The sequence below is a fragment of the Lebetimonas sp. JS085 genome, assembly GCF_000523295.1.
GTDB lineage: Bacteria > Campylobacterota > Campylobacteria > Campylobacterales > Nautiliaceae > Lebetimonas.
Map to the genome: position 1 here is coordinate 356380 of NZ_ATHR01000001.1, position 26134 is coordinate 382513.

At 31.8% G+C, this 26134-nt stretch carries 29 protein-coding genes; 8 read left to right on the forward strand and 21 right to left on the reverse strand.

From position 1 onward, the window contains the following. The 7 genes from napG to DZ68_RS0101965 all read left to right on the forward strand — a co-directional run bounded on the left by napG (position 1) and on the right by DZ68_RS0101965 (position 5514). Positions 1-816: a ferredoxin-type protein NapG gene (gene napG / locus DZ68_RS0101935; protein ID WP_024790610.1), complete on the forward strand. Its 816-nt coding sequence runs from the start codon at positions 1-3 to the stop codon at positions 814-816. After that, complete coding sequence (gene napH, locus DZ68_RS0101940; protein WP_024790611.1) at positions 804-1643, forward strand: quinol dehydrogenase ferredoxin subunit NapH; 840 nt, start codon at positions 804-806, stop codon at positions 1641-1643. Before napG ends, napH begins: the two co-directional genes overlap by 13 nt. Next, positions 1624-2124 carry a nitrate reductase cytochrome c-type subunit gene (locus tag DZ68_RS0101945; protein ID WP_024790612.1) on the forward strand — a complete coding sequence of 167 codons (501 nt, stop codon included), beginning with the start codon at positions 1624-1626 and terminating at the stop codon, positions 2122-2124. Before napH ends, DZ68_RS0101945 begins: the two co-directional genes overlap by 20 nt. Beyond that, on the forward strand, positions 2121-2591 hold the full coding sequence (locus tag DZ68_RS0101950; protein WP_024790613.1) for a 4Fe-4S binding protein: 471 nt from the start codon (positions 2121-2123) through the stop codon (positions 2589-2591). Before DZ68_RS0101945 ends, DZ68_RS0101950 begins: the two co-directional genes overlap by 4 nt. A 9-nt stretch (positions 2592-2600) precedes the next feature. Then, the gene (locus DZ68_RS0101955) at positions 2601-3545 is read left to right on the forward strand and encodes a nitrate reductase (RefSeq protein WP_024790614.1); all 945 of its coding nucleotides are present in this window, start codon (positions 2601-2603) and stop codon (positions 3543-3545) included. Further along, the gene (locus DZ68_RS0101960; protein ID WP_024790615.1) at positions 3542-3886 is read left to right on the forward strand and encodes a chaperone NapD; all 345 of its coding nucleotides are present in this window, start codon (positions 3542-3544) and stop codon (positions 3884-3886) included. Before DZ68_RS0101955 ends, DZ68_RS0101960 begins: the two co-directional genes overlap by 4 nt. An 86-nt stretch (positions 3887-3972) precedes the next feature. Continuing rightward, complete coding sequence (locus tag DZ68_RS0101965; RefSeq protein WP_024790616.1) at positions 3973-5514, forward strand: multiheme c-type cytochrome; 1542 nt, start codon at positions 3973-3975, stop codon at positions 5512-5514. 154 nt (positions 5515-5668) lie between these two features. Here the strand turns inward: DZ68_RS0101965 and DZ68_RS0101970 are convergent, their stop codons facing one another. From DZ68_RS0101970 to aroQ, 17 genes are all read right to left on the reverse strand, one after another. Next, entirely contained in the window at positions 5669-5905 is a 237-nt protein-coding gene (locus DZ68_RS0101970; protein ID WP_024790617.1) for a cytochrome c553, read from the reverse strand. Positions 5906-6008: 103 nt separating this feature from the next. Further along, positions 6009-6194 (reverse strand): hypothetical protein, encoded by a 186-nt coding sequence (locus DZ68_RS0101975; protein WP_024790618.1) that lies wholly within the window; start codon positions 6192-6194, stop codon positions 6009-6011. 18 nt (positions 6195-6212) lie between these two features. Further along, positions 6213-6905, reverse strand: a complete 693-nt coding sequence (locus tag DZ68_RS0101980; RefSeq protein WP_035908026.1) for a cytochrome c biogenesis CcdA family protein — start codon at positions 6903-6905, stop codon at positions 6213-6215. Continuing rightward, complete coding sequence (locus DZ68_RS0101985; RefSeq protein ID WP_024790620.1) at positions 6905-7315, reverse strand: DUF255 domain-containing protein; 411 nt, start codon at positions 7313-7315, stop codon at positions 6905-6907. The genes DZ68_RS0101980 and DZ68_RS0101985 overlap by 1 nt, the downstream gene beginning before the upstream one ends. Then, the gene (gene hemG, locus DZ68_RS0101990) at positions 7312-8538 is read right to left on the reverse strand and encodes a protoporphyrinogen oxidase (RefSeq protein WP_024790621.1); all 1227 of its coding nucleotides are present in this window, start codon (positions 8536-8538) and stop codon (positions 7312-7314) included. The genes DZ68_RS0101985 and hemG overlap by 4 nt, the downstream gene beginning before the upstream one ends. Then, complete coding sequence (gene lgt / locus DZ68_RS0101995; RefSeq protein WP_201767784.1) at positions 8526-9350, reverse strand: prolipoprotein diacylglyceryl transferase; 825 nt, start codon at positions 9348-9350, stop codon at positions 8526-8528. Before lgt ends, hemG begins: the two co-directional genes overlap by 13 nt. A gap of 22 nt (positions 9351-9372) precedes the next feature. After that, positions 9373-10656 (reverse strand): (Fe-S)-binding protein, encoded by a 1284-nt coding sequence (locus tag DZ68_RS0102000; protein ID WP_024790623.1) that lies wholly within the window; start codon positions 10654-10656, stop codon positions 9373-9375. Between the two features lie 78 nt (positions 10657-10734). Then, positions 10735-11538 (reverse strand): flagellar motor switch protein FliY, encoded by an 804-nt coding sequence (fliY, locus tag DZ68_RS0102005; RefSeq protein ID WP_024790624.1) that lies wholly within the window; start codon positions 11536-11538, stop codon positions 10735-10737. Continuing rightward, on the reverse strand, positions 11531-12604 hold the full coding sequence (fliM, locus tag DZ68_RS0102010) for a flagellar motor switch protein FliM (RefSeq protein ID WP_024790625.1): 1074 nt from the start codon (positions 12602-12604) through the stop codon (positions 11531-11533). The genes fliY and fliM overlap by 8 nt, the downstream gene beginning before the upstream one ends. Beyond that, positions 12597-13274, reverse strand: a complete 678-nt coding sequence (locus DZ68_RS0102015) for an RNA polymerase sigma factor FliA (protein WP_024790626.1) — start codon at positions 13272-13274, stop codon at positions 12597-12599. Before DZ68_RS0102015 ends, fliM begins: the two co-directional genes overlap by 8 nt. Then, positions 13267-13605 (reverse strand): hypothetical protein, encoded by a 339-nt coding sequence (locus tag DZ68_RS0102020; RefSeq protein WP_024789251.1) that lies wholly within the window; start codon positions 13603-13605, stop codon positions 13267-13269. The genes DZ68_RS0102015 and DZ68_RS0102020 overlap by 8 nt, the downstream gene beginning before the upstream one ends. A gap of 9 nt (positions 13606-13614) precedes the next feature. Next, the gene (locus tag DZ68_RS0102025; RefSeq protein WP_024790627.1) at positions 13615-14481 is read right to left on the reverse strand and encodes a MinD/ParA family protein; all 867 of its coding nucleotides are present in this window, start codon (positions 14479-14481) and stop codon (positions 13615-13617) included. Further along, the gene (flhF, locus tag DZ68_RS0102030) at positions 14478-15698 is read right to left on the reverse strand and encodes a flagellar biosynthesis protein FlhF (RefSeq protein WP_024790628.1); all 1221 of its coding nucleotides are present in this window, start codon (positions 15696-15698) and stop codon (positions 14478-14480) included. The genes DZ68_RS0102025 and flhF overlap by 4 nt, the downstream gene beginning before the upstream one ends. A gap of 1 nt (position 15699) precedes the next feature. Further along, on the reverse strand, positions 15700-16182 hold the full coding sequence (folK, locus tag DZ68_RS0102035; RefSeq protein ID WP_024790629.1) for a 2-amino-4-hydroxy-6-hydroxymethyldihydropteridine diphosphokinase: 483 nt from the start codon (positions 16180-16182) through the stop codon (positions 15700-15702). A gap of 126 nt (positions 16183-16308) precedes the next feature. Continuing rightward, positions 16309-16473 carry a hypothetical protein gene (locus tag DZ68_RS10795; protein ID WP_173391318.1) on the reverse strand — a complete coding sequence of 55 codons (165 nt, stop codon included), beginning with the start codon at positions 16471-16473 and terminating at the stop codon, positions 16309-16311. 38 nt (positions 16474-16511) lie between these two features. Beyond that, positions 16512-17528, reverse strand: a complete 1017-nt coding sequence (locus DZ68_RS0102045) for a M24 family metallopeptidase (protein WP_024790630.1) — start codon at positions 17526-17528, stop codon at positions 16512-16514. A 12-nt stretch (positions 17529-17540) separates the two neighbouring features. Next, a complete protein-coding gene (gene aroQ / locus DZ68_RS0102050) occupies positions 17541-18038 on the reverse strand; it encodes a type II 3-dehydroquinate dehydratase (RefSeq protein WP_024790631.1) in 498 nt (165 codons plus the stop codon). Positions 18039-18113: 75 nt separating this feature from the next. Here aroQ and DZ68_RS0102055 point away from each other — a divergent pair, with 75 nt between their 5' ends. Then, complete coding sequence (locus tag DZ68_RS0102055; protein WP_024790632.1) at positions 18114-19328, forward strand: metal-dependent hydrolase; 1215 nt, start codon at positions 18114-18116, stop codon at positions 19326-19328. Here the strand turns inward: DZ68_RS0102055 and DZ68_RS0102060 are convergent. The 4 genes from DZ68_RS0102060 to cobA form a co-directional block, all read right to left on the reverse strand. Then, on the reverse strand, positions 19318-19941 hold the full coding sequence (locus tag DZ68_RS0102060; protein ID WP_024790633.1) for an OmpA family protein: 624 nt from the start codon (positions 19939-19941) through the stop codon (positions 19318-19320). The genes DZ68_RS0102055 and DZ68_RS0102060 overlap by 11 nt on opposite strands. A 1-nt stretch (position 19942) precedes the next feature. Continuing rightward, the gene (locus tag DZ68_RS0102065; RefSeq protein ID WP_024790634.1) at positions 19943-22162 is read right to left on the reverse strand and encodes a DNA translocase FtsK; all 2220 of its coding nucleotides are present in this window, start codon (positions 22160-22162) and stop codon (positions 19943-19945) included. A 23-nt stretch (positions 22163-22185) separates the two neighbouring features. Beyond that, the gene (gene flgL, locus DZ68_RS0102070) at positions 22186-24774 is read right to left on the reverse strand and encodes a flagellar hook-associated protein FlgL (RefSeq protein WP_024790635.1); all 2589 of its coding nucleotides are present in this window, start codon (positions 24772-24774) and stop codon (positions 22186-22188) included. An 84-nt stretch (positions 24775-24858) separates the two neighbouring features. Further along, positions 24859-25989: a uroporphyrinogen-III C-methyltransferase gene (cobA, locus tag DZ68_RS10595; protein ID WP_024790636.1), complete on the reverse strand. Its 1131-nt coding sequence runs from the start codon at positions 25987-25989 to the stop codon at positions 24859-24861. Positions 25990-26134: the final 145 nt, after the last annotated feature.

Here is a 26134-nt window from a genome sequence, read left to right on the forward strand (position 1 = left end):
TTGGATAGAAGGCACTTTTTAACTCAAATGGCTCAGGCAGCAGCTGCGTCTGCTGTCGCTGGAGTTGTTGTTGGAGCATTTGTTGAAGAAGACAAAGCAAAACCTTTAACCCTGAGGCCGCCTGGGGCATTGGAAGAGAGAGATTTTATAAAAACATGCATAAGATGCGGCCAATGCGTTGAAGCATGTAAAAACAGAGAAAATAAAATGATAGTAAATGGAGAGGAAATTGATACCTTAAAATTGGCAAGCCCCGGAGACAATGCTCCAATCGGTACACCTTTTTTTATAGCAAGGACGGGTCCGTGTTTTATGTGTGATGATATTCCTTGCATGCATGCATGCCCAACAGGTGCATTAACACCGGAAAAATGTAAAAACGATAAAGGTGAAGTAGCAATAGATTATGCAAAAATGGGAGTTGCAGTAATAGATTCTAGCAGTTGTATTGCATTCTGGGGACTTCAATGTACCGCATGTTACAGGGCATGTCCGGAAATGGATAAAGCTATTACAATTGAATGGAAACAAAATAAAAGAACAGGTGAACATGCATACAGAATTCCTGTTGTTCACGAAGAATATTGCACAGGTTGCGGAATGTGCGAAAGAGCATGTGTTACTGAAAAAGCAGCCATTAAAATATTCCCAAGAGAAGTTTTTCTTGGGAAAGCGGGAGACAGATACGTCAAAGGATGGAGCAAAAAAGACCAACAAAGAGTTAAAAACGCATCAACAAAAACAACGACAAAAACACCTTGGAGTGAAAAAAATCCATTAAATAACTTAAATCAAGGTATAAAATGGAATCAATAATTAAAAATAAATATCTAATTTTACGACGTATATCCCAGCTTACAATTTTATTTTTATATTTTGGCGCTAATACATACGGATGGAAAATACTTGTTGGAAATTTAAGTTTATCTAAAATTTTTGGCAAAATTCCTTTAACTGACCCTTATGCATTTTTACAAATGCTTTTTGCAGGTGCTATGATAAGTACAAATATGATTGTTGGAGTTATTATTATTACTCTTTTTTACGGACTTATTGGAGGAAGAGCATTTTGCAGCTGGGTATGCCCGGTAAATATGATAACAGATTTGGCCGCATGGCTTAGAAGAAAAACACATCACGAAAAAGATAATCTAATCAGTGCTATGAAAATTAAAAATTTCAGATACTGGTTTGCCGGAATTTTATTAATCGTATCTATGCTAAGCGGTGCAGCGGCATTTGAATTTATCTCTCCTATCGGTATTTTTACAAGAGGTGTTGCATTTTCTCTTGGATTTGGATGGGTATGGCTGATAGCCATATTTTTATTTGATGCTTTTGTTTTAAAAAACGGTTGGTGCGGACATGTATGCCCCTTAGGAGCTACTTATTCCATAATAGGTGTTAAAAGCTTAATCAGGGTTAAACACAATAAAGATAACTGTACCAATTGCGGAAACTGTTTAACGATATGTCCTGAACCTCAGGTTCTTGCACCTGTAATTGGTAAAAAAAGCGATTTCATTTCAGGAATTGAGTGTTCAAACTGCGGAAGATGCATTGAAGTGTGCAAAGATAATGCACTAAAATTTTCTATTAGAAATTACATAAAAGGAGAAAAAAATGAAAAAACTCATAATTAGTTCTTTAGTTGCTGTGGCTGTATTTACAGGATGTCAAAATGCAAATACACAAAAAAACACAGCATCTGAAAAAACAGTAAAAATTACAGGTATAAGAAAAACATCATTAAATTCAGGAAGTGAAAATTTACCTGTTGTAAAATACAATAATCAGGCACCGGTTCCAGGACAGGTAAAACTTTATAAAAAATCTTTTATAACAGCACCTCCTATGATACCTCACAGCGTTAGCGGAATGGTGCCAATTACTATCAAAAGAAATATGTGTTTAAACTGTCATATGCCAGCACCTGCAAAAGCCATGGGAATTATCCCTATGCCAAAAGATCATTTTGTTGATAATTTTGATGGTGACAAACATGTTCAAAAAGTCGCAGGAAGCAGATATAACTGTACGCAATGTCACGTTCCTCAGGCAAAAGTAAATCCTGTCGTTGAAAACAAATTTGAAAGTTTAAAACCAAGTGCAGGAATAAAATGATAAATAGATCGAAAAGAAATTTTTTCAGGAGAATTTCTTCTCCTAAATCTTTTATTTATCCCCCTTATTATGAAAAAAAAGAAGATTTTTTAACCTGTATAGAATGTGATGAAAAAGCATGCGTTAACTCCTGTCCTGAAAAAATTATAGAATTAAATAACGACATTCCTGTTTTAAATTTTGCATTTAACGGATGTACCTTTTGCGATGAATGTGCGAGAGCATGCGGAAAAGTTTTAAAATTAGAGTATAAAAAGGATAAAATAAACGCACAGTTTTTAATAAATTATAAAAAATGTCTTGCCTGGAACAATATAATATGTTATTCCTGTCAAGATATTTGTGAAAAAAATGCCATAATTTATAAAGAAATGTTTAATCCCGTAATAGATTTGAAAAAATGCAACGGATGCGGTTTTTGCATAGGTGTCTGTCCAAACGATTCAATAGAAATCATTATTAAATAAAGGATAAAAATGAAAAAATTAATAATTTTATTGTTTATGATTATAAATCTGTTTGGATATGAAAAAATTGTTTATCCAAGCTATATTTCAAAACTTACATTTAATCAAAACTATTTAATATCAGGACTTGAAAACGGTGAAATAATTGTTAAAAATTTTAAAACATTAAAGGATATAGATAAAATTACGCTGCCTAAAATTCATGATTTCATGGGTGAACTTATCCCTATGCCGATATATTCACTCGATATTTCTCCGGATAATAAGAATTTACTGATTTTGGCGCAAGGGGAAAAAGGCATAAAAATTATTTATTTATATAATTTTAAAAACAAAAAATTAACAAAAATATTTTCTACAAAAGAGAATTTAATAGAAGCAAAATACATAACAAATAATAAAATATTGATTGCAACACTGGCAGATGAAGCAATTTTATTTAATTTAAATACCAAAAAAGAAACTTATCATAAACAGATAGGAAATTATGTATTTTCAACTTTTAAATTAAACAATAATAAATCTTTGGCTGCATTTGGAGATGAAAGCGGTATTGTAACAATTATTGATGTGAAAAATGCGAGGATAATTAAAACTATAGGGGGATTTAACAAAGCAAAAACATTAAGTGTTGATTTTCAAAAATATTTAATATTAAACGCAAGTGAAGACAGAAGGGTAAGTATTTATAATTTAAAATATGATAATTTTCCTATTGAAAATAAAGTAAAATTTTTACCGTATGCTGCAGGAATTTCTCCAAATTTAAAATATTATGCCATTCAATATGATGAAAATAACGATATTGCACTGTTTGATATGAACAATAAACTTATAAAAATATTAAAAGGACACACAATGGCTTTAAACGGATTAAAATATATAAACAATAATGAAATTATAAGTTTCTCACCCGCAGAAGTTATAATTTGGAAATTAAAGGAGAATAAATGAATATATCAAGCATAATAGTCAAAACAAAACCTGAACATTATGATGCGGTTTATATGAATTTGATGGAAAGTGATTTATGTGATGTGCATTTCGGTGAAAAAGAAAAAGGAATAATAATAGTAACTGTTGAAGGCGAAAGCGTGGAAGAAGAAATATCTAAAGTAACAAGTATAGAAAATATGCCTTTTATAATAAGTGCTAATATGCATATGAGTTATAATGAAGAAGAGTTGGACAAATTAAGAAAAAATATTGACATTAATCAAACTGTAAAAGAGCTTAATACAGAAAAAAAAGCCGAAGAAATAAATTATAAAGGAAGTTTGAAAAATAAATATTAATTTAATAAAAAGTTAATTTTGGCACTTTTTGGACACTTTTTTATAATACAATACTGAAGAGTAAAAATAAACTCAAAGGAGACAAAATGAAAAAGGCACTTTCAGCCGGAGTTAGCATTGCAGCGCTAACAACAGTAGCATTTGCTGCAAACAGTTTGGATTCTAATCCAAATTATGTAAAACTTAAAAATTTCAAACCAAATCCTGCAGTGACAAATCAACAGTGTTTAATGTGTCATAAAGCTCAAGATCCTGGAATCGTAGCCGACTGGCAACATTCAAAACACGCGAAAATGGGTGTCGGATGTGTGCAATGCCACGTTGTACCAAAAAATTATCCAACAGCATTTAAAGCTCACCCATTCCAAGGAAAAAACTGGACAGTTCAAATTGCGGTATCTTCTGTGACATGTGCAAAATGTCACGCCAAAGAAGTTAAAGAATTTTTAAATTCAGGACATGCGAGAGCGGCAGCTCAATGGTTAGCAGCCAATATGAGCAAACACGGATTTTTGATGAATAAACTTGCATACAACTATGAATATATGAAAGGAAAACATCCTTCATTAAACGGTTACAGTGCAGCAAAAATGGCTGCGGGAATCAGAAAAGACAATTCTGTATTTACTTCAAATCAAAATAATCCAAGACAGGCTGATTTAGGCGTTGCAAACATATGTATTCAATGCCACGGAACAACTATTAAATTAGATAAAGAAGGAAGACCTGATCCAGCAACTTGGCCAAATGATGGTATGGCTTCACTTTATCCTGACGGAGGTGTTGGAAACTGTGTAGCATGCCACAGCAGACATACATTCTCAGCAGCAGAAGCGAGACAACCGGCAGCTTGCGAAAACTGTCACTTAGGACCTGACCATCCGGATAAAGAAATATTTGATTCAAGTGTTCATGGCCATATTTTTGAAACAAATCATCAATTTTATAATTTTAAAACAGGAGAACAAATTCCTGGCAAAACTTTAAGAGCACCAACATGTTTTACATGTCATATGAGTTCAATCAACGGGCTTAAAGCAACTCACAATGTATCATTAAGACTTAAATGGAACCTATGGGCACCAAAAAGTTTCTTAAGAACTGGTGGTACAGAAAGCGCAGGATGGGCATTCTGGAACGGTGGAGGAAAAATTATACCTGGAAAAACAATATTAAGAGGTAATCCAAAAGCCGGTAACCCTGAAGGACCAGAAGCAGCAAGAGCTCAAATGAAACAAGTATGTGCAACCTGCCACGAAGCCACATTTATAAATAACTACTTCCAAAGAGTAGATGCCCAAGTTAAAAATTACAATAATTATTTCAATGCAGCAAATAAAATGTTAAAAGAACTTAAAGCTAAAGGACTTATCAAATCTGATGTATGGAGCGATCCATTCTTTAAATTATATTATTATCTATGGCACCATGAAGGTAGAAGAATGAGACAAGGTGCGGCAATGGGAAGCCCAGATTATGCTCATTGGCATGGTGTTTTCCAAGTAATGCAAGATATCAGAGAAATGCAAGATATTTACAACTACAGAATGAGAATGCTTAAAAAATACGGAAGCGCTAAAAAAGTTCTTGAAAACGAACCTCCAATGCCAGTTGTTACTCACGAATAATTTTTCTGCCCTTTTTGGGCATTGTTTTCAATAATACAATTTAAAGTGCCTGGCACTTATTATTGCCAACCATAAAAATATAAAGTTTTATTTATTAAATTATTTTATATTAATTTTCCAAAACAAATAAAATATTTGTTTTGGAATTTCTATTTTATTTTTTACCAAATTCTTTAGCAACTCTTTTAATATCGGCTTCTTTTAAACCTTTTGCAACATTAACCATCATAGGATTACCTTTTCCGGCTTTAAATTCTTTCATTTTTGCTTCGATTTGAGCCGGTGTTAAAGTATCAAGTTTTTTAGCCATACCGCCGTTATGACACATTGCACAGTTATCACCTGCAAATAAAAATCCGGCTAATCCTATAAATGCGAATAATTTTTTCATATTAACCCTTTATTTTTAATAATAGGTTGAAATTATATTTAATAATTATTAAATTAATGTTACTTTTGGATAAATTTTTAAAATATATCTTAATATTTTTTAATTAGTAGGTAATTTCATTTTTTCTATCAATTTTATATATTACCACAATCATCAAAATAATACCCGTTAGTTCTATCAAAACCGCAGGCGCCACTACTCCTACAGCTCCCAAAAGGGTTCCTATTATACATAAAAACATCCCGAGTAAAAAAGTTTTATCACTCCAATATTCTTTTACAGCATCCATTGTTTCTCCTTATTTAACTTATCTAATTCCTTTATAAATAAAATAAATACCTACTAATATTAACAAAATTCCGCTTGCTTTTTCAATTAAACCCATATAATTTTTTGCTTTTTGTATAAATCTGATACTCCAAACGGTAAAAATAGCCATAAGTAAAAACGGAAGAGCAAGCCCGAGAGAATAAACAATCATCATAGAAACACTTTTTGCCGGGTCGGTTGCCGCCATTCCAACAATTGTGCCAAATATTGGGCCAATACATGGTGTCCATCCAAATGCAAAGGAAACCCCAAGTAAAAAACTTCCTGCATTTTGCAGATTTAATCTTTTTTCATACTGAAAAATTTTAAATTTAATAAATCCTCCTATATTAAACCCGAAAATAATTATTACAATTCCTGCAATTACATTTAACCATTTATTCGCAAATATATTGCCTATTAAATTTGCCGCCGCTGCACCTATTAAAACAAACACCAAAGCAAAACCCAAAATAAACAAAAAGGAATTAATTAAAATTTTAAGTCTTTCTTTTTTATTTAAATTCCTCTGTTCAATTTCTTTTGCACTTATTCCTGTTATATAAAAAAAATAAATCGGCACAAGAGGCAATACACAGGGAGAAAAAAATGAAAGAACACCTGCAATAAAACTTACGATAAATGGCATCTTGTCAAAATAATCAAACAGAGAATAAACCATATTTTCCATTATTTGCCTTTTTGATATTTTTCGTTATACTGTTTTAAAACTTCAAGAAAAACTTTAGCCGGTCTTGAACCGAAAATTCTGTAATAAAGCTTATCATCCGGTGTAATCAACAATACATTGGGAGCCGCACCCGTAAAATAAATTGAAAACTCAATGGGAACCCTGTCTGTATCGGCATAAATAAATATAGGTATAAAATTTTTGTTTATATAATCAATTACAGGTTTGTATTTATATACAATATTTGCCATATACCAGCATGGAGGACAATGATGAACGGAAATATCGACCATTAGAAGTTTATGCTCCTTTTTAGCCAACTCAAATGCATTCTTATAATTTTTTACCCAATGAATTCCATCTGCAAAAATAGAAGTCAAAAATAAAAAAATCAAAAACAATTTTTTCATTTCTTTAACCTTTCAGCAAGTTCATAGGAATTTTTAATACAGTCGTTAAAACTGATGCCATTATAAGCATTGCCTGTTAAATAAATATTAAATTTTTCTGCTTCGGTGAATATATCTTTAACTAATTTCTGATGACCAAGGGAATAATTTGGAATTGCGTTTTTATGAAGCTTTAACCACGTTATTTTCGGATTAGCATTTTTGATAATTTCATATATATCATCAAGCGCTGTTTTAATTATTTCTTCTTTATTTAAATCTTTAATTTCAGAATACCTGGCTCCGCCCAGCATTGCCCTGATTCCGTTTCTGTTTGGAAAAATATATTTGTCCATCAATATACCGAGTGTTTTATTTTTTATAGTTAAAATACCGAAAGATTTAGGTGTAACACTCTCAAAATCAAGTCCGACAATAGCAACAGGGTTATAAGGGATTTTTTTTAACAAATCTGAAAGTTTTTCATATTTTTTTAAAATTTCTGATGCCGAATAAGCCTCCGTAGCTATTACAATTTTATCAAAATCTTTCAGTTCATCTACATCTTTTATTTCTTTAATTACAAAATTTGCTTTTGTTTTTTCTTTTAGTTTATTAATAAATTCACTCATTCCGTATTCAAATGAATGAAGTTCCCCCGTAGGTTCCCCTCCCCTTTTTAATTTAATCATACCTTTAAAAAGAGAACCGTATTCACATTCAACTTTTTTCAGTTTGGGAAAAGCGGCATTCATAGAAGTCATTTCAGGAGTAGAGGCGTATATGCCGGCCAGCATAGGTATCATCATTTTTCTATAAAATTCTTTGCCGAGTCTTCTGATTGCAAATTCTTTTACACTCTCTTCCCTGTCACATACGGGTTTTATAAAAAATTCTTTCAAAATCCTGATTTTCCCTTTCAGGCTCATTATATCACTTGTTAAAAATTCAATAGGTTTTGAAGGAAGTTTAATCAGTTTATCATCATAAATATATCTGATTTTTGCATTTTCATCGGCTTTTATAGGTTTTATGCCTATTTTTTCACATAATTCAAGCGTTTTGGGAGAATTATTTAAAAACCCGTTTACACCTTCTTCAAAAAGATAATTCCCAACTTTTTGCGTATAGGCTTTTCCGCCCCATTTATCTTTTTCAAAAACAGTTATTTCATAATCATTCTGAAGATAATATGCAAGGCTTAACCCGCTTATACCTCCCCCCACAATTGCTAATTTTTGCATTTTTTTCTCCTGTAATAAAAAATTATAAAACCAATTATAACCAAAAAAGAGCTTAAAATCTGTCCCATCGTTATATGGCCGACAATAAATCCAAGCTGAGGGTCCGGCTGGCGCCAAAATTCACACAGACTTCTGAAAACGCCATATGTAATTAAATACAAAGCTATCAATTCCCCTTTGCATTTGTAAAATTTTTTGTAAAACCAATAAATAATTATAAAACTAACCAGTCCTTCAAAAAAAGCCTCATATAAACCGATAGGATGCCTTAAAGCACCGTCTATATAAACCCCCCAGGGAACATCGGTAATCCTGCCGACTATTCTTTCGTTTAAAAAATTGCCGAGTCTTCCGAAAATATATGCAAGCGGAACGGCGAGAGCCACAACATCAACCAATTTCCATAAATCAACTTTTTTAACTTTTACAAAAATCAAAGTGGCGAGAACAAATCCTATTACCGCCCCGTGATAACTCATTCCTGCAATTCCCACAAATTTTCCGCCCTCAAAAGGATTAAACATCTCCCAGGGATGAAGGAGATAATAACTGTTATCTCCTGGCATATAAAATAAAACATATCCGAATCTCGCACCCAAAATAATTCCTATTTCAGCCCATATAAAATATTCGTCTATTATCTTTTTACTAAAACCCATTTTTTCGCCGAATTTAATCCCCAAATAATAACCCAAAACAAGTGCTGTTATATACATAATTGCATACCAGTGAATATGAAAAGGGCCTATATTAAGGGCAACAGGATTTATATGAGAGTAGATATGCTGCCAGAAATTTATTAAATTATTCATTTTCCATTCTTTTCACTACTCACTACTCACTATTTTCACCGTTTTCTATTGACTTGGCAATAAGTTCGATAGGATGCATAAATTTTTTATTATCCCCCACTTTATCAAGATGCTCGGTTATCTGCATTCTGCAAGCACTGCATTCAGCACTTACAATTTCAGCGTCTACCTTTTTAATCATTTCGGCTTTTTTCAACCCTTCTTTTCTTGCCAGATGAAATTTTTCACTCTGAATTGTAATACCGCCAAATCCGCAGCACATATCAGGATTTTCCATTTCATTTATCTGATAATTTTGACTTATAAGAGCTCTCGGTTCTTTTCTTATATTAAACACCTTACCGAAATGACACGCATCATGATATGTGATTTTTTCTTTTTCTTTTGGAAGTTTTGCAAGCCTTTCTTTTAAATCGGTATATTTATAAAACCATTCGGTGGTTCCAAAAATTTTGGATTTTATTTTTTTATGCCTTTCCAGCCACTCCGGCATATGGTATGTTATAAATTCTTCATAATCTTTTTTTAACATTGCTGTACAGGTGGCTTCCGGGACAATAATGGCATCAACCTCATCAATGAAAGTTTCAAAATATGTAATATTATATTCTACAAGTTCTTTTACTGTTTTAAAATCACCCGTAAAATAAGCCGGTGCCCCGCAGCAAAGCTGCTTTTTAGGGATAAAAATATCAACATTCAAAAATTTAAGCACTTTTATCAGGGCATCGCCAACCTCGGTATAATTGTAATTGGCCATACATCCGATAAATATAGCAACTTTTTTTTGAGGATTTTGTGCTTTTATCCTTTCTGGATATTTTTTTAAAAAAGGTTTTTTCTTAAAATAAGGGAGTAATCTTCCTTTATGTAAAAGAGGTATGGAAAAGCGGGAGCGCATTGCGTTTTTTTCCTGCTCAATCTTAAACCCGCATGTCTGAAAATAAAAACCGAGCCTGCTTACCAAATCATAAGCCCATCTGTTTTTCAAAAGATAAAAAAATGCTCTTTTAAACCAGGCTATTCCAAATTTTTCGGCAATTTCGGCTCTAATATTTTCTATCATAAAATCGGTGGGAATAGAATTAGGACATATTTCCACACACTGGTTACACAAAAAACAGCTTTCAAAAATATCTTTTGCATTTTTATCAAGCTCAATTTCTCTTTCTTCCACACCCTTCAAGAGATCCAAAAAACCCCTAGGAGATGTGGCTTCGTCAGGATTTATTCCATGAATAGTACATCCCGGAATACACTTTCCACATTTTATACACATATCCGAAAATTCACTGAATTTAAACACCGCGTACCTTTTTTAACAGCAAAATATCAAAACAAAACTATTTTGTCAATTTTCACAACTCACTACTCACCATTTTCACTATTTCTTAAGAGTATTGAGTCTCTCTTCTTTTGTCCCTATAGAAGTAATCTGAATTCCGAAGTTTCCGTCAACGATTACAACTTCTCCTTCACCTATTTTTTTATCCTCTATCAAAATTTCAAGCGGTTCGTTTGCAAGCTGGTTAAGTTCAACGATTGAGCCTATATCCATAGAAACAACATCTTTTAAAAGCATAACCTTTGTTCCAATCCTCACACGAAGCTGTAATTTTACATCTAAAAGCATTTCCAAATTTTTAACCTCTGGAAGAGGCTTGGTTTTATCTGTCTCTTTTTTTTCTTCAATATGTGTTTTTTTACCTCTGATAAGAGCATATATTTTATCATCCAAAAGAATATGACACTCTTTTTTTATATCTTTTATAGAACAATTTAAAACGATGTCATCTGCATAATCAAATTTTTCTTTTTCCTGATTAAAAGTAACATCTTTAATCTGAAATTTTAATTTAGGCAGATTTTCCTGTGCTTCAAGTGTTGTTGAAAGTGATCCGAATATATTGGATACAATTTCTTTTATAGCATCCAAATCGTCTTCATTCATTTCACTTTTCGCCTCTCCCTCACCTGCAAGCATTAAATCTCCGAGAATTGTGGCAATTTCCGGAGGTATAATAACTGCCAATTCACCTTCTTTGGACTGCAGAGTTATTTTTGCATAAGGAGGCTCAATATCTACTTTATGTTTTTCTTCTTTCAAAATTACATCAGGAGCTATTCCTATTAACCCCTCCACCACAGATTTTATTTCATTTATCAAAATATCTATAAAATTATTCATTTTTCTCCCCTGATGTTATATTTTCTATTTTTTCTTTTCTCATTTGTTCAAGTTTTTCCAAAATCTCTTTTACCTCATCATGCTCGGTTTTTAAAATGTGTTTGATTTTGATACTTCTTCTGTATCTGCTGACCCCAAAATCTGCAATAAATTTTTCTCTGCCGTCCACTTTAACAACAACTGTATCATTGGCCGGCCTGTTTAGCTTTATTATATCACCGACTTCCAAATCAATAATTTCCTTCATACTCATATAAGCATATCCGAGTATTGCCTCGAGCTCTATTTTTGCCCCTCTTATAAGAGCTCTCAGTTCCGTATTTCTACTTTTTCTGCCTGTTGTCCCGCTTAGCATTAAATCTCTGTTTGCGAGTTTTGGAAGAAGGGATTCAATAGAAATAACAGGATAACAAATATTCATCATTCCGCTTGTATGACCGATGACAATTTCCATAACAATCATAACAACAATTTCATTCTGGGCAACAATCTGAACAACATTGGGACTTGATTCTTTTGCTTCTATTACCGGAAAAAGTTCCATTATAGGCGACCAGGCCTCTTTCATATTTTGTGTAATAACCCTTAAAATCTGATCAAGCAGACTGAGTTCTATATCAGTAAATTCCCTGTTAGATTCATAAGAAGAACCGCCCCCTCCGAGTAACCTGTCTATCATAGGGAAAACAATTGAAGGGTTAATTTCAATTACACCTTTTCCGTCAAGCGGTTTTAAAGAAAAAACGTTAAACGACGTCGGACTTGGCAGTGACATTAAAAATTCACCATAAGTCATCTGGTCGACAGAATGAAGCTGGATTTCAACAATACTTCTCATAAGTGCGGAAATATCACTTGCAAGATTTCTGGCCATTTTGTCATGTATCGCTCTTAAAGAACGGAGCTGCTCTTTACTGACCCTGTTTGGCCTTTTAAAATCATATAAAGTAATTTGGCGCTGTTCTAGTATATCAGGAGCTTTTTCAAGCTCCTCAGGTGCCACGTTTTCTTCCTGAACAACTTCTAAAAGCGCATCAATTTCTTCCTGCGATAATAATTCAGCCATTTAATTTTTTCCTTATTTTTCTTATAACATGCGAGTGTATCTGGGAAATTCTGCTTTCGGATACATTTAATATATCACTTATTTCTCTTAATGAAAGCTCTTCAAAATAATAAAGTTGAATCACAAGCTGTTCTTTTTCGCCCAACTCTTTTAAAACTTTCTTAATTATATCAATTAATTCTTCCTCTTCAACTTTTTTAGAAATATTTTCAAAATAATTTAGCTGCTCTTCAATTGGCATTACATTATATATTTCTCCCGCTTTTTTTGCTTTTTTTATTTTTTCTATACTTTCGTTTAAAACTTCGGCCAAATATTCGTCACTTGGGGCAGTTCCGAATCTGGACATATAATTCTCCGTAATTTTATCAATTTCTTTTACAAGTTTTCTCTCAGCCCTGCTTATGGTATCAAGACTTCTTAAAAAATCGAGCATTGCCCCGTAAACCCTTTTTTGTGCATATCCCCAAAAATTATCATTCATTTTAGGGTCATATCTTTTTGATAATTTCACAAGTTCTTCAAGCCCGATTGAAACCAGATCATTAAAATCAATACTGCCTGGCAGTCTTTCTTTAAGTCTTGCCGCCATTGCCTTTACCGCGGGCATATAATTAACCGCCAGAGAATCCCTGTATTCTTTTAATGTCTGTTCGTAAGGATTACACATGTTTCTTCTTTAGAATTTTTAGTTCTTCTTCTTCAAATTTTTTTAAAAATTTATAATTTTCATAAATAATATCCTCTTTTTTTTCAAGTTCTTTTATCTGGGAATTAACAATTTTTTCTATTTCGTTTTTATTAAAAATAATATATTTTGAAAGCATTGTATATTTGATAAAAAAAGAAACACTTGCCAAAGAAAGAATATAAAAAGCAGATGTTGTGATAATCACAAACCAAAAAAAATTATATACATCAAAATTTTTCAATATTCCGAATATTACAGCAATAAAAAAACCGCTTACAGTAGAAAAATAGATAAAATTTTCCGCTTTCATTTATTTCCTTTAAAACTGAGAAAATATCTTTTTAAAAAATCTTCCGATTCCTTTATTTTCAGTTTTAAGCACTTTTCGTTCCGAAATTTTTGCCAGTTTTTTTGCAATATTATATATCTGTTCGCTGGAAAACGAATAAGGCTCCTGCTTTGTAAAAAGAGCCCTGTTTATAGAACAGTTGGTAATTATTTTATCTTTTTTTAAATATCCTATCATTTGAAGTCTTAAATCTTTTTTTAAATTATGTTTGGCCACATTGTTTATTTTTGAAAATATATTAATTGCTTCTTTTTCGCTGTTAACCTCATTTAAAAACATAAAAATTTTATCTTTTTTTTCACTTATCAGTTTTATCATGGCATATGCATCGGTAATGGCGGCAGGCTCAGGCACCGTAACTACAATAATATCATCGCTTGCCTCAAGGAACATTTGAACTTTTTTATCTATTCCCGCACCCGTATCAATAATAAAAAAATCGTAACCATTTAATATTTCAAATTCAGAGAAAAATTTACTGAGGGTAACTTCATCTGCAAAATCCATTATTTCTTCACCACTTTTTCCCGGGATTAAAATAAAATCCTTTTCAATTTCAACAATAATATCTTTTAAGGAGCATTCATTTTTAAGTACATTATATATGTTTTTATCACTTTTAACTTTTAATATTACATCCAGATTAGCTAAGCCTATATCAGCATCAAAAAGAGCAACTTTAAACCCCAATTTATGCAGGGCATAACCCAAATTTGCTGTAATTGTACTTTTCCCCACACCTCCTTTTCCACTGGTTATCGCTATAAAATGAACATTTGAGGGTTTGGTATTTCTTTCTTGAACCAGTTCTTTGAGTTTATCGGCTTGAGTTTTCAATTAAACTCCTTATTTAAAATACCTTTAAGCAAATAATCGGCCCCGGCCTGTGTTAAATCGTCCGGAACTTCCTGTCCTGTCGAAAAATAACTGACAGGTTTTTTTGTTTCAATTAAAAGAGAAAAAATATTTCCATAATTTTTTGTTTCATCAAGTTTGGTGAAAACAAGTGTATCGATAGGCAAAATTGAAAAATTTTTATAAATATCCAGTAAATCATCATATTTAGTTACAGCTGAAAGAACCAAATTTATATTAATTTCGGCAAACGTATCCACTTTTAAAAAATTTGATAATTTTTCAATTTTTTCTTTATCATGCTGGCTGCTTCCTACCGTGTCAATTAATATATATTCATTATGCCGCAGACTTTCAAGAGCCAGTGAAAAATCGCTCGGGTCCACCACTGTTTCTATAGGAAGTCTCATCATTTTTGCATAAGTCATTAATTGCTCAACCGCTCCTATTCTGTATGTATCTAATGTTATTATCCCAACTTTATGGCGTTTGGAAAGTTTGTAAGCAAATCTGGCAGCCAGTTTTGCAATGGTTGTGGTTTTACCAACCCCGGTAGGCCCCACAAACATCATAATTTTTTTATGTGGAGGAGTTATTTCCCTTTCCATTCTTACAGGTATCATTTTTTTAAGAAGTGTATAAAAATATCTTTTTATCGTTTGGGAATTTTTTCTCATTTTTAAAGGCATATATTTTATTGTAAGTTTCATTATTTCGTCCAAATGTTTTTCATTAATTCCACTTGCACGTGAAAGTGCGTATATTTCACTGAATTCGGGAGGCAACTGTAATTCACTTTTATTTGCAATTTTCCACATACTCGCCTGTAAAAATTTTAATGTGTCACTTATTTTTGTAACCTGTTTTTTAAGTTCAATTATTTCGTCATTTTTTTTTGGCGTTAAATTCGGCTGATTTATAATTTCTTTATTTTCTTTTTTTGAGATAGAAGATATTTCTTTTGCCGCACTTGAAAGTTTTAACATAACCTCTTGTGCATGTTCTTTATCACTCATCGGTTTTCTGGGCCTGATATTGGATTCTTCAACAGCTACAACAATTTCATACAGACCCGGGCTTGTAAGGGTTTTTTTCTTAATTTCTTTGCTTGAAACAATTACAGCGTCATCCCCCACCTCTTCTTTTACTTTTTTCAAAGCCTCGGTATAACTTTCAGCCGTATATGTTTTTAACTTCAATTTAATCCTTTAAAATAAGTGGAATTAACACCGAATCCCTTTTTTTGAAAAAAGGATGCGGTAAAATTAATTTTTTTGTATTAATTTTTATTTCATTAAATATAATTATATCCAAATCCAACGTTCTTGGTGCATTTTTAAATGCTCTAACTCTTCCGAATTTTTTTTCCACATATAACAAAAAATTTAAAAGCTCAATTGGAGAAAAATTTGTTTTTATTATCATAATGGTATTATAAAAATCATTTTGAGCCAAATATCCAAAAGGGGGGTTTTTATAAATTATTGAAGTTTTTATAATATCTATTTTGGGATGGTTTGATAAAAACAGATAAAGTTTTTTGAATCTTCTTATGCAGTTTCCGATATTACAGCCAATTCCAATTAAAGCAATGTTTTTTTTATTGCTTTTTTTATAACTGTCCGGATAAAATGTAGTTTTTATAATTTTTCTGTTGTCATTAAATTTAAACCTTACATTCATTCTTAATTTTCCATTTTTAATTTTTCATTATCCACCGTGGCCGCTTTTGATAGCCGGGTGAATTTAATTCGCTTTGCTCATTTGCGCTCATTTTCCATTCTCCATTTTACATTTTTCATTTTTAACTTATCTTGGCATTCCCCTCCCTACAATATATCCGTATATTCTTCTTATTATTCTTTTGATGACAGGAGTAAAATCTCCTTTTTTTATAGCTCTTTTTATTGCGTTAATATCGCCTAAATATTTAGCTGTTTTATAAAGAATACTTCTAATTTTACCAATGCTCATTTCCCCCTCCTTTTTTAATACAATCCACTATTTATAATTTACACATTTTCGCTTAACACCTTGGTTTTACCGTTAAAATCAATCATAACCATGTCCTCTATTCTTACACCAAATTCATTTGGCAGATATATGCCCGGCTCTATTGTAAAAACCATACCTTCTTGAATAATTATATCATTTCTTGAATTAACAAAAGGCCATTCGTGAATATCAAGCCCTACCCCATGCCCAAGGGAATGGACAAAATATTTCCCGTATCCGGAATTTTCTATAACTTTTCTGGCTATTTTATCAAGAGCGGAAATTTTTTCGCCTATTTTTACGGCTTTAATAGCTTTTTCCTGAGCTTTTAGAACAATATCATATATTTTTTGCATTTTTTGGTTTTTAAATTTTTGAAATTTACCCATCGATATATTCTTATTTATTGAAACGGTTCTTGTTCTGTCAGAACAATATCTTTTATATTTGATTCCCGCATCAAGTAAAAGCAAATCATTTTTTTTAAGTTTTTTATTTGTAAGTTTTGCATGGGGTTTTGCGGCATTTTCATTAATTGCCACTATCGGAGCAAAACTGAGTTCTCTTTTCCCCCTACAGGTTAGTTTTTCTTTAAATCTGTATGAAAGTTCATATTCATCAATACCGCTTTCAATTGCTTTAGAAAATTCATCAAAAGCTTTTGCACCAAGTTTCACCGCTTTTTTAATTATTTCAAGTTCATTTTGTTTTTTTATCATTCTCTTTTTATGTGAATAATTTTTATCATTTTTAAGTTTCACAGCCGCTGATAAATAATCATATTCCTCTTTTGACCAGTTAAGCGGGTCTATAATTAGTTTTTTAACCCTTTTTTTAAGAATAATTTCTCTTGCTTTTTTTATTAAATTTCTCTCTTCAATAACTTCGGCTTTTGCTTTTTTGGCCTCAAGGGTATATCTCCCGTCTGTTATTAAATATTTTTCTCCGTCAACTGAAAGTAAAATGCAGTTATCGTTTGAATAACCGCATTCATAATAAATTTCATTTTCTTTATTTAATATAAAATTTTCCATTTTTACCACTCACTACTCACCACTTTCACCATTCACTCTTTTTTGCGCTTCTTTTGCCATTTTAATTTCATTTAAAATCTGCATCATTGCAAGCAAGCCTAAATGATAACTAAAAGGTCCGAACCCGCTTACCGTTCCGGCTGCAACATCCGAAATAAGGGATTTTTTTCTAAAATCTTCTCTTGATTGAATGTTGCTCATATGAACCTCAATCACAGGTATAGGAATATTTCTAAGAGCACTGACAGCATCTCTTATTGCAACAGAATAATGAGTTAAAGCGGCGGGATTAATTATAATCCCGTCTGTTTTATCACTAACAGATTCCTGAATTGAATCCACAATATCACCTTCGTGATTTGATTGATAAAATTCAATTTCAAATCCGTTTTGTTTGGCTACAACCTCCATATTTTTATTGATGTCTTCAAGTTTCATAGGCCCGTAAATATTTACTTCCCTGATTCCCAACATATTCATATTTGGTCCGTGTATTACTTTAATTTTCATAAAATCTCCTTTTTTATTGTAATTATATTAAAATTTGGCATATAATTTGCTTTAACTTAATAAAAAGGAACAATTTTGCTTAAACTTAAAGCTGATTATGTATTAACTTTTAATGAAAAAAATGAAATTCTTTTAAATGCCGAAGTATTGTTTGAGAAAAAAATAATAAAAGTCGGATATAATTTAGATGAAACTCCCGCTGTTTATTTAGGTAAAAATTCGGTTTTAATGCCTGCACTTATCAACAATCATACCCATTTAGAATTTTCTTCAAACAAAACCACACTAAAATATGGAGATTTTATTACCTGGCTAAATTCTGTCATTCAAAACAGAGAAAATCTTTTTACAGGATGCAATTCCAAATGTTATAAAGATTCAATAAATGAAATGAAAAAAAGCGGAATATGTGCTTTCGGGGAAATAAGTTCAAGTGGAAACGATTTAAAATATTTAACCAAACAACCATTAAAAGTTGTTTATTTCAATGAAATTATAGGTTCAAACCCTGCTGTTGCGGATATACTGTATCAAGATTTTTTAGCACGCCTTGAAAACAGCAGAGAATATGAAAACGAGAAATTTAAAACAGGCATTTCTGTTCACTCCCCCTATTCAGTCCATCCTGTTTTAATGGATAAAGTTATAGATATTGCTAAAAAAGAAGAAATGGTCATGCAAACCCATTTTATGGAAAGCAAGGCAGAAAGACTTTGGCTTGATCAGGCCAAAGGGGAATTCAAACTTTTTTTCGAGCAGAATTTTAAACTCTCACATCCGCTGATAAAACCGATTGAATTTATACAAAAATTTAAAGATACCAAAACAACTTTTATACACTGTGTTCATGCCAATGAAAAAGAATTAGAAGAAATAAGCAATATAAAAGGATTTATATCACATTGCCCCATATCAAACAGACTTTTAAATACCGGATTACTTAATTTGGAAAATGTTAAAAACAAATTAATAGATTATTCGGTTGCAACAGACGGAAAAAGCTCAAATTATTCACTTAACCTTTTTAAAGAAATTAGAGCCGCCCTGCTTATGCAAGTTGAACTTCATCCAAAATATCTTGCAAAAGATTTATTAAAAGCGGTAACAATTAATGCGGCGAAATCTTTGGGACTTAATAACGGCAGTATTGAACCAACAAAAGATGCGGATTTAATAAGTTTCAAATTACCTGAGAGGGTTAATGATATTGATAATTTGTTTCTTCAAATTATTTTACATACAAATGAAGTGGATTATTTATACATAAACGGAGAGGAAATTAATTTGTAATATTTATAATTTCCACTCTTCTGTTTAATGCCCTGTTTGTTGAAGTTGTATTTGGAACTAAAGGATAATCTTCTCCACATCCTTTTACAACAATCATTTTAGGGTTTACACCGAATTTTATCAATAATTCAGCCACAGCCTTTGCTCTTCTCAAAGACAATTTTTTATTATACTCTTTTGAACCAATATTATCAGTATGTCCGGCAACTTCAATTTTTTTAATCTTAGAATTGGATTTTATAGCAAGGGCGATTTTTTGAATATCTTTATAATATATTTTTTTTACATCTGCCTTGTCAAAATCAAAATTAATTCTTAATGTTGCAATTATAGGACATCCATTATGGTCAACTGCCAGTCCTTTCGGTGTGTTGGGGCATTTGTCAAATTTATCTATAACACCGTCTCCGTCGGAATCTTTTACATTTTCACTTTTATACACAACTTTTTCTTTACATACAGTTTTTACTTTTTTTAAAGCAGTTTCATTTTTATCTTTCCATCCCGCCACTTTTTGATTACCGGCCAAATCAACAACATTTGTTGCCAACGGTTTATCTGCACATCCTGCGAATAAAAACACCAAGCTTCCCAAAATAATTAATCTTTTCATATTATCTCCCTTTTAAAATTTCTCTTTGTCCTTTACTGTTAGGTTTGGAGAGTATCCCCATTTTTTCCATCTGTTCAATTAAATTAGCTGCTCTATTATACCCAATATTTAGTCTTCTTTGAAGATAACTTATGCTTGTTCTTTTTTCTTTTAATACTATTTCTTTCGCTTCATCAAATAATTCATCCAGATCATCGATATTTTCAAGCATTTCACTCTCTTCGTCAAGGGTATTCAAAAAGCTTACGTCATATTCAGGCTCTCTTTGTTTTTTTAAGAATTCCACAACTTTTTCAATTTCCTCTTCACTGGCAAAAGGGGCATGAAGTCTTATTAAGCCTGTAATTCCCGGAGGCGTAAAAAGCATATCCCCACGCCCTAATAAACTTTCAGCGCCAAATTGGTCAAGAATAACCTTGCTGTCAATTTTCTGCCCTACTTTAAAGCTGATTCTGCTTGGCAAATTTGCTTTAATAAGCCCTGTTACAACATCTACACTCGGGCGCTGGGTAGCAACTATCAAATGTATTCCGCTCGCCCTTGCCATTTGTGCGAGTCTGGCAATGGAATATTCCACATCTTTTCCGCTTGTCATCATTAAATCGGCTAATTCATCTATAATTATAACAATATACGGCAGTTTTTCTTTTACTTTTTGATTAAACCCCTCAATATTTTTAACCCTCATTTTAGCCATCAGCTTATAGCGTCTTTCCATTTCCTTCACCATAGCGTTAAGAGCCACTATAGCTTTTTTAGATTCCGTAATTACAGGCGTCAGTAAATGCGGAATATCGTTATAAATGGAAAATTCAAGCATTTTCGGGTCAATCATTACAAATTTAAGCTCATCGGGAGAGTTTCTGTATAAAAGGGATAAAATCATAGCGTTAATTCCCACACTTTTACCGCTGCCGGTCGTTCCTGCTATCAATAAATGCGGAAGTCTTTTTAAATCGGTTACAAAAGGTTCCCCTACTATATCCTTGCCCAAAGCTATGGTCAGAGGGGATTTTGCCCTTTTAAATATAGAACTTTCAAGAATTTCCCTTAAATAAATTGTCTGCATTTTATCATTTGGTATTTCAATCCCCACCACATCTTTCCCGGGAATTGGAGCCTGAATCCTGATTGACTGGGCTTTAAGCGCCATAGCCAAATCATCCTGCAAAGCCAAAATTTTACTTACTTTTATATGCGGAAGAGGCTTAAATTCAAATGTGGTAACCACAGGTCCGACATAATATCTTACAACATCGCCTTCTATTTTAAACTGTTTAAGCTTTTCAATCAATATTTTAATTTTTTTATCAATTTCTGCTTCGTTTATTACTTTTTTCTCATTTTTAGGTTTTGCCAAAAAATCCATTGGAGGAAATTTCCAGTTTTTAGGCAAATCCCTTTTACCCGTTTCAATCTGGGAGAGCAATTTTTTGGTATCTTCTAAAACTTCAACTTTAGTTACATTTTTCTCTTTTTCATTTTCTTTTTTACTTTCAATCTCTTCACTTGGCTTCTTGGCTTCTTGGCTACTACTTGCTTCATTTTCAATTATCTCTTTTTCCTCTTCAAAATCATTTTCTTCATCCAAAAGCCCATTCTCAATTTTTATCTCATTTTCAATTTCTTCACTTGAAACTTGGTCCTTGGTACTTGGTTCTTGCTTCTTGGCAACTTGGCTACTATTTTCTTCTTCATTGTCCATTATACATTTTCCACCATAGCCGTTTTTCAAACGGCCAGGTGAGCTTGATTCGCTTTGCTCATTTGCACTCATTTTCACATTTTCACTATTTTTATCATTTTCCATTAAGTTTAATATTTTATCTTCAAAAATCAAAAACACTCCCCAGGCAAACATTACCAATATTAAAATCCAAATGCCAAATATCCCTATGTATTTTTGCAAAGAAAAAATAAACAGTTTTGCAATTATCCCTTTATCAAAAATTTCATATTGTATTAAAAGTAAAGCAAAAAAAATAAAAATTCCTCCTAAAATTTTTAGAGAAAAATCAAAATCAAACTTTTCTTTATAAAAAGCATATAAAACATAAATTAACAAAAGAGGAAAAATATAGGCTATATATCCAAAAAGCACTAAATTGGTTTTTCCAAGAAACGAACCGAATTTACCTACATATGAAAAAGAAGGAAAAATTGTAGAAAGAAAAAAATAAACAAAAAACGCAAATAACAATAAATATAAACTTTTTCGCAAAACCAGCCTTTTTAAACGCAATTTTACCTTAAATAATTAAGTAGCGTCAAATCATTAACCTTTGCAATAGAGGCAAGCAGTGCCTGATATGAAGTTTTAAGTGAATTTAGCCTCATTGTAGCTTCGCCTATATCTGTATCAATATTTTCAGATTGAAGTGTCTTTGTATGAATCATAAGAGTGTCAACCCTTTCAATACTCATTTCAAATTCATTGCTTACAGCACCTATTTTTGCATGAAGCTTTCTTACATGATCACTCAAATGATCAATCTCTTCAATTGCACCCTGAATTCCAAAATTTCTGGGATTATCTGAATTTCCGTCCGGATAATTAGTTCCGTTTTTTACGGCATTAATTGCATTTTGCAACATAGAGAAAAAATCAACTTTTGCGCTATCTATTGTAATTGCGTCATTGGCCTGAAAAGAAACATTGTTATTTTCATCAAAAATAGAAATATCAATTTTTGAAGGATTGTTATTTAAATCCTTTACATAAAAATGGCCGTTTTCCATACCGCTTTTGACTTCTTTTTTTGCATTGTCAAGTGCAGTGAAATAATCACTTTCATCATTATTAGCCGGAACATTTCCGCTTGTAATCATTGAAATAACATCACCGAGCTGTCTGAATGTAAATCCTTTTACTCTTTTTTCTTTTTGACATATTTTACAGTTATTAGGGTCGGTTTGTGAATAGGTGGTTATAATATCGTGTGCCGGTGTTTTATTGCCCTGGGAATCGAAAATATCGTATTTACTGCCGTTTATTTCAAAATAACTCAAATGCCCGTCGCTGTCTTCACTGTCTTGAAGAACTATTTTTGCTGTATTAAAATCTCCGTTTTTATCTCTAAACCTAATTTCAAGCGTTTGTGGCATTTCATCAGTTCCCATAACATCCGTTAAACTTGTATCATCAGTAGCAATTCCTTGGGCATCAGGATTTTCAATTTTATAAATAACCCCGTCTTTTATATATGTTTTATAATCTTTTATAATTTGAGTTTTATTACCTTCTATTAAATTACCGTTTTTCCCCATAAATAACTTATCAAAATTAACTGCGTCTTTACTTCTGAATGCCTGAAGTTTGTTTCCGCTGCTGTCATCTGCCTCTATTGAAACAGAAAATTTGGAGGTGTCATTTTTATTTGTTAAAGAATTATCTGTTATTATCAATTCCCCTTTTTCTATTTTTACGTCAACATCTCCAAAATTACTTTTTATTTTGTCTATTAAATCGTGCATAGTGGTAGTTGATGTAATATTTAAAGTAGCATTTACACTGTTTCCGTTTGTATCTGTCCCTCTTAATGTCAAATGGTCTATTGTCTGAATAGACCCATCACCGCTTCTAATTGCTTTTGAGCCTATTATATTTTGAATTAAATCAGAAGGTAAAGCGTCTCTAGAATTATCAATCAATCTAAAAATACTTCCAAATTTAAAAATTCTGTTATCAAAATAACCGTTGTTTGCTTTTATTGTATCAAGATTTCTGATTGAATTAAAATTACTTTTTTGAAATTCGACAATATAATCCCCATTTTTAACCACATCTTCAAGTGAATTTTCATCCCTGTCGCTTGCAACCATATAAAAATCCGTAATTAATTTTCCGCTATTTACGTCTTTTATCTGAATTTCACCCATTTTATTGATGCTTACATCAACTTTTTTAGTAGTTTGGGTATTTCCGTAAAGTTCCCCTATTTTTTCCAAAAGTGTAGAAACCTTTTCGCTGTTTTTTAATGCAATTTTTGAATTTATCGTTTCACCCTGCGGATTTTTCCCTTTTATATAAAAATAACTTGTTCCGTCAGAATATGTTTTTGTAGCCGAATCATAATTATCCTCTACACCGCTTAGCATTCTAATTTCGCTATCTGCACTAACGGGGATATTTTGGGCAACACTGTCAGAATCGGGTATTTGATTATGCTCTTTTATATGTTTGTCAATATAAAGTTTTCCGTCACTTCCTCTTACTACAAACTGGGGATTGGCTTTCATTTTGTCAAACTGGGGAATATTTAAGCTTAAATGTTTATTATAATCATTATCCCTTCCTAAAAACAGGCTCTTTCCGTCAATATTATACTCCCTCTCGACGCCCGCACCCAAAAATGCCTTCACACTTTCGCCGTTTCCCTGATATTTTAATTCGTCATTAACAGGCTTTGTATTAAACATACTGCCGCTGAAGATATATTTTCCGTCAATTGAGGTGTTTGCCAAATCCTTTAAATGATTAAGCTCTCCTTCAAGTTCATCTGCTATTGCTTCACGGCTTGTTTTGTCATTTGTATCGTTTGCCGCATTTAACAGTTTTGTTTTAAACGAATCGAGTGTTGTTACAATATCGTTCATTGTAGTGTCTGTTTCATTTGCAAATGTCTTGGCAAAATTGGCGGAATTTTTAATCTGGGTAAATGTGTTAAGTCTCTCCTGAAATTTTAAATCATTTACAAAAACAGTTGGATTGTCATCCATATTTTGAATTTTTTTACCGGTTGATAATTCCGTAGTGGTTTTATTAAGCTCACTTAATGTTCTTTGCTGATTAATTAAAAAATTATTATACATTGTAAACTGGGTAACTCTCATTTTTAACCTTCCAAGGTCTCATTTTTTTTATATTATCAAGCAATCTTTATTCCATATCGGCAAAAAAGATGTAAGTTTAAACCCTTAGAATACAATAACGGCCGGTTTTTCTATTTCTTTTGCTTTTTTAACAAGATTTTCAAGGGTTGTTTTTACAACCTGTTTTTTAAGCGAATTTATTATTGCAACTTTTTTTAACGGGTCTATTCCAATCTCAAGAGCTTTTTTTTGAATGTGTCTCGAACGGCTTAGACCCATTAAAACCACTATTCTTAAATTATCTTTTCTAAGTTCCTCAATCCACTCAAGATTTATTCTTTTTCCTCTTAAATGAGCTGACACTATTAAAACAGTATCTTTTTTTCCTCTGATTGTTAGCGGAATTCCTGCAAAAGTGGGAGCTGATATTGCACTGCTCAGACCCTCTACCACTTCAACATTTATACCTTCTTTAGTAATTGCTTCTAATTCTTCAGCACCTCTACCGTAAATAAAAGGATGACCCGATTTTAATCTTCCTACTATTTTTCCATTTTTAGCGTACTTTAAAATAAATTCGTTTATTTCTTCTTGTTTTCTTGAGTGTTTTCCTTTAATTTTTCCTACATAGATTTTTTCGCAAGCTTTAGGCAGTAAGTCCAAAATTTCAGGATTTATTAAATGGTCATACAAAGCCACATCAAGTGTTTTTAAAGTGTTATAGGCTCTGATGGTCAGTAAATCTGTATCGCCGCTTCCGCATCCTATTAAAAATACTTTTGAAGTTTCGTTTTTTATTGTTTCATAATCTTTACTTCTGTCTATTTCAAAACTATCGGGTAAAATCCTCTCAACCCTGTCTCTTATTACCTGAGTCAGTCTCGGACTTTTGCCATTTGAACTTACACAGACTTCTAAATCATCCTTTTTAGCGATACTTCCGAAATAAAAATCACAAAATTTCGGCTTATCAACCACATTTAATAAAAATTTTTTATTTTTAACTAATTTTTTAGTTATTTCTTCATTACCCGTTGCATCAATAACTATATCATAATTATTTAAATCGCTTATTTCAAATTCTTTTATTTTTACAGGATAATTAAATTCATCTATTTTTTCTTTTGCTATTACATCAAACTCTACGTAACACTTATTTAAAACATCAGCCTTTTGTTTAGCAACTTTTCCTGCACCTATAATTAAAGCTTTTTTAATTTTTAAATTGATAAGCATTTTCTTCCTTTAATTTTAATGGATTATATCGGAATGTTTTTTTAAGTTTATTTATAAAATGTATAAATTTTTTAATTTTACTGATTAATTTTTATACAATATATTAATACTATTTTTATCTTTTTATTGTTAAAATTCGTCTGTA

Bases quoted from the DNA above. Each gene is read 5' to 3' on its own strand.
- napH (WP_024790611.1), top strand. From the start codon at position 804: ATGGAATCAATAATTAAAAATAAATATCTAATTTTACGACGTATATCC.
- DZ68_RS0101945 (WP_024790612.1), top strand. From the start codon at position 1,624: ATGAAAAAACTCATAATTAGTTCTTTAGTTGCTGTGGCTGTATTTACA.
- DZ68_RS0101950 (WP_024790613.1), top strand. From the start codon at position 2,121: ATGATAAATAGATCGAAAAGAAATTTTTTCAGGAGAATTTCTTCTCCT.
- DZ68_RS0101955 (WP_024790614.1), top strand. From the start codon at position 2,601: ATGAAAAAATTAATAATTTTATTGTTTATGATTATAAATCTGTTTGGA.
- DZ68_RS0101960 (WP_024790615.1), top strand. From the start codon at position 3,542: ATGAATATATCAAGCATAATAGTCAAAACAAAACCTGAACATTATGAT.
- DZ68_RS0101965 (WP_024790616.1), top strand. From the start codon at position 3,973: ATGAAAAAGGCACTTTCAGCCGGAGTTAGCATTGCAGCGCTAACAACA.
- DZ68_RS0101970 (WP_024790617.1), bottom strand. From the start codon at position 5,905: ATGAAAAAATTATTCGCATTTATAGGATTAGCCGGATTTTTATTTGCA.
- DZ68_RS0101975 (WP_024790618.1), bottom strand. From the start codon at position 6,194: ATGGATGCTGTAAAAGAATATTGGAGTGATAAAACTTTTTTACTCGGG.
- DZ68_RS0101980 (WP_035908026.1), bottom strand. From the start codon at position 6,905: ATGGAAAATATGGTTTATTCTCTGTTTGATTATTTTGACAAGATGCCA.
- DZ68_RS0101985 (WP_024790620.1), bottom strand. From the start codon at position 7,315: ATGAAAAAATTGTTTTTGATTTTTTTATTTTTGACTTCTATTTTTGCA.
- hemG (WP_024790621.1), bottom strand. From the start codon at position 8,538: ATGCAAAAATTAGCAATTGTGGGGGGAGGTATAAGCGGGTTAAGCCTT.
- lgt (WP_201767784.1), bottom strand. From the start codon at position 9,350: ATGAATAATTTAATAAATTTCTGGCAGCATATCTACTCTCATATAAAT.
- fliY (WP_024790624.1), bottom strand. From the start codon at position 11,538: ATGAATAATTTTATAGATATTTTGATAAATGAAATAAAATCTGTGGTG.
- fliM (WP_024790625.1), bottom strand. From the start codon at position 12,604: ATGGCTGAATTATTATCGCAGGAAGAAATTGATGCGCTTTTAGAAGTT.
- DZ68_RS0102015 (WP_024790626.1), bottom strand. From the start codon at position 13,274: ATGTGTAATCCTTACGAACAGACATTAAAAGAATACAGGGATTCTCTG.
- DZ68_RS0102020 (WP_024789251.1), bottom strand. From the start codon at position 13,605: ATGAAAGCGGAAAATTTTATCTATTTTTCTACTGTAAGCGGTTTTTTT.
- folK (WP_024790629.1), bottom strand. From the start codon at position 16,182: ATGAATGTAAGGTTTAAATTTAATGACAACAGAAAAATTATAAAAACT.
- DZ68_RS10795 (WP_173391318.1), bottom strand. From the start codon at position 16,473: ATGAGCATTGGTAAAATTAGAAGTATTCTTTATAAAACAGCTAAATAT.
- DZ68_RS0102045 (WP_024790630.1), bottom strand. From the start codon at position 17,528: ATGGAAAATTTTATATTAAATAAAGAAAATGAAATTTATTATGAATGC.
- aroQ (WP_024790631.1), bottom strand. From the start codon at position 18,038: ATGAAAATTAAAGTAATACACGGACCAAATATGAATATGTTGGGAATC.
- DZ68_RS0102060 (WP_024790633.1), bottom strand. From the start codon at position 19,941: ATGAAAAGATTAATTATTTTGGGAAGCTTGGTGTTTTTATTCGCAGGA.
- flgL (WP_024790635.1), bottom strand. From the start codon at position 24,774: ATGAGAGTTACCCAGTTTACAATGTATAATAATTTTTTAATTAATCAG.
- cobA (WP_024790636.1), bottom strand. From the start codon at position 25,989: ATGCTTATCAATTTAAAAATTAAAAAAGCTTTAATTATAGGTGCAGGA.